We start from the raw sequence: 3,317 nt of genomic DNA, 5'->3' as shown, positions 1-3,317 counted from the left end.
GGCGGGCGCCGTGTCCGGTGTCGCCGGTGGCGCGGGCCTGCAGGGCGGTGCCGACGTGCCGGTCGTCGGCGACCTGGCCGGTTCCCTCGACACCGACAGCATGTCCCGGGGCAGTGAGTCCGCGGCCGGTGCGGTCGCCGCCGACGTGACCTCCGAGGGCCGGGTGCTGGACACCGTGACCTCGTCGGTCGGCAGCGACGTCCCGGTCGACGTCTCCGGCCAGACCTCCGCCGAGGCGGAGACCGACTCGAAGGCCGAGGCCGAGGGCGAGCTGGAGATCGACCGCGACTCCTTCTCCGGCGAGAGCTCGGCGACCCTCTCGGAGGAGGCCCGTTCCACCGAGGCCGACTCCGGCGACGACTCCGCCGAGCCGCAGCCGGAGCCCGAAACCGCCGAGGAGTCGAGCGGCCTGCTCTCCGGGACCTCGAACCTCACCGAGGGCGTCGGCGACCTGACGGGCGACCTCGGTGTCGACGTTCCGGAGCTGCCGGTGGCCAACCCGCTGCCCAGCGGGGACAACGGCGAGGACAACAGCTCCAACCTGCTGGACACCGGTGTGGACAGTGTCACCGACAGCGTCGGCAGCGGCCCGCTGAACGGGATCACCGACGGAGGCGACGACCTGCTGTCCGGTTCGTCCGGTGTGACGGACCTCGGCCTCGGAGGCTGACACTCCGTGATCTCGACGCCGTAACAGGGCGGGTTCGTGCCAGTCACGAGCCCGCCCTGTACTGCGGAGAGTGAACAGGGCACACTGTCCGATCGATGACGGCTACGCCCTGGCTCGACGTGTTGGACGAGACCATCCGGTCGTGTGCGACACACGACCGGCCTGACCTCGTGCGACGCCTGCGCGTGCGGCGGGCCGAGCTCGCCGGGCCGAAGGTCCGGGTGCTCGTGCTCGGCGGGTCGGGCCAGGGCAAGAGCCAGCTTCTCAACGGCCTGCTGGGCAGCACGGTGTGTGCGGTGGGTGACGACGTCACGACCACGGTCCCCGCCGTGCTGCAGCACGCCCCCGAACCCACGGCGTCCCTCGTCTCCGATCCCCGTTCCGGAGGCTCGGCGTCGTCGGCCGAGGCCACCGGGGGCGCGTCCCGTGCCGCGTCCGACCCCGCCTTCCGCCCCGTCCCGCACGACGACCGGCTCCCCGCCCCGTACTCGGGCCCCTCCTCCGCGGCCGCGCAGTCCGGTGCATCCGCCGCGCGCACCGGCTCCCGGCTGCCGGTTCCGGCCGGGTGGCACTCCGTCGGCACCCCGCTCGACAGCCTCGTACTGGAGGGCCCCGCGCTCGCCGATCCCCCTTCGGAGGAAGCGGTACGGCGGACCCCGGTCGATGTCGATGCGGCCACCGCGGAGGCGAACCGGCGTGCCGACGTCCGCCGGGTCGAGATCGGACTCCCGCGCAAACTCCTCGAATCCGGTCTGACGCTCATCGACACCCCACCGGTCGGGCCGGACGTCTCGGCCGCCGAGCACACCCGCGCGGCACTGTCGATGGTGCCGCAGGCCGACGCGGTACTGCTGATCACCGATGTGACGCGGGAACCCTCGGAGCCCGAGTGCGACCTCGCGACCCAGGTGTTCACCCTCTGCCCCAACGCGGCCGTGGTCTTCACCAAGACCGACCTGGTCCCGGAATGGGAGCGGATCGCCGAACGCACCCGCGCCCGGCTGGCCGGCCGGGGGATGCCCGCCACCGTGTTCGGGGTGTCGGCGTCGTTGCGGATGGTGGCGGCCCGGTCGAACGACGCGGACCTCAACCAGGAGTCGGGGTATCCGGCCCTGATCTCCTACCTGCACAAGGACCTGATGGGCAACCTCGCCCACGTGCGGAAGCGCTCGGTCGGTGCGCTGAGCAGGTTGACGTTGGAGCGTCTGGTCGTGCCGCTGCGCGAGCGGCTGACCGAGGTGCAGCAGGGCGGCAACGAGGAGCTCAGCGCCAAGTACCGTGCGGCCAGTCAGAAGCTCGAGGAGGTGCAACGGGAGTCGTCCCGGTGGCAGACGATGCTCTCGGACGAGGTCGCCGACCTCAACGCGGACCTGGACTACGACCTGCGGGACCGCACCCGGCGCATCCTGCGGGAGGCCGACGAGTACTTCGACACGGCGGACCCGGTCCGGGACTGGCCGGAGTTCGAGCAGTGGTTGCGGGACAACCTGCGCACAGCCGCGGAGGCGAACTCGACGTGGCTGCTCGACCGGTTCGAGTACGTCTCCCACCGGCTCGCCGCCGCGATCATGCCGCGGGATCCGGGAGTGTTCGCCGCGGACGCGGTGCTGACCGATGTCCCCCGTGAGGAGATCGACGATCTGAAGATGCCGACCGTCGAGAAGTTCACGGTCGGGCAGAAGCTCTTCACCGGGATGCGGGGGTCCTACGGTGGCCTGCTCATGTTCGGGCTCGCGACCTCGTTGGCCGGGATGGAGCTGATCAACCCCATTTCGATCAGTGCGGGTGTCGCGTTCGGTGCCAAGAGTGTGCTGGAGGAGCGGGAGACCCGGCTCAAACGCCGCCAGGCCACGGCCCGCACGGCGGCGCACCGGCACGTGGACGACTTCTTCCTCGCCTACGGGAAACAGAGCAAGGACACCGTACGGCTGATCCAGCGGGAGCTGCGGGACCGCTGCAACGCCGTCGCGCAGGAACTGCGCAGTGAGATCAGTGACACCGCCCAGCGGATCAAGCAGGTCATGGAGAACGAGACCGCCGAGCGCAACACCGCCGCCCGGCAACTCGCCAAGCGCATCGAGGAGCTGGAGGTGCTGCGCCGACGCGCCGACGCACTGGCACCGAAGTCGCCGGTGCGGGAGCTGAGCGCGTGAGCGAGCTGGCCGACCGCGCCTGGGCCCTGTTGAACCGGGCGCACGAGGTGTACGCGGACAGTCCCCGGGCGACGAACTGGCTGCGGCGGCACCTCGCGCGGTTCTCCGAACCACTGCGTGTCGCCGTGCTCGGTGCGCGCGGTTCGGGGCGTACGACGCTGGTGGGTGCCCTGATCGGTGAGCACGTGCCCGAGCCCGCGGACGGCAGGCCGGTGACCTGGCATCATGTGCCCGCCGAGCGGACCCACCCGGAGTTGACCGTGCTCGACGTCGCCCCGGCCGAGGACGGGGACGAGTCCCGGGTCGTCGAGTCGGTCGGCATGGAGGCCGACGCGGTGCTGTACCTGGTCGGGCACCCGCACAACAGCGACCTGTCCGTGTTGCGCGGCGCGCAGGAGCACCCCCACGCCCGGGTGGCCGCCGTGAACACACTGCTGGTGCTCGCCCGCGCGGACGAACTGGGCGGCGGCAGGGCGGACGCGCTGGCCTCGGCC

The 3,317-nt window shown here is 71.7% G+C and carries 1 protein-coding gene and 2 pseudogenes; all 3 read left to right on the top strand.

The features are described from left to right. Positions 1–670 (top strand): annotated as a pseudogene (locus SACHA_RS0103425) (hypothetical protein); the annotation flags it as partial. A 95-nt stretch (positions 671–765) separates the two neighbouring features. Further along, positions 766–2,823, top strand: coding sequence for a P-loop NTPase family protein (locus SACHA_RS0103420; RefSeq protein ID WP_019807222.1), 2,058 nt, complete (start codon positions 766–768; stop codon positions 2,821–2,823). Then, positions 2,820–3,317, top strand: a pseudogene (locus SACHA_RS0103415) (hypothetical protein); the annotation flags it as partial. The gene SACHA_RS0103420 and the pseudogene SACHA_RS0103415, both read left to right, overlap by 4 nt.

The organism is Saccharomonospora halophila 8 (assembly GCF_000383775.1).
GTDB classification, from domain to species: Bacteria; Actinomycetota; Actinomycetes; order Mycobacteriales; family Pseudonocardiaceae; genus Saccharomonospora; species Saccharomonospora halophila.
Note: the sequence above shows the minus strand (reverse complement) of the source record. Positions and strands in the feature narration are given on the sequence as shown.

What these genes read in the sequence shown, in the direction of transcription:
- SACHA_RS0103420 (WP_019807222.1), top strand. Translation starts at nt 766, where the DNA reads ATGACGGCTACGCCCTGGCTCGACGTGTTGGACGAGACCATCCGGTCG.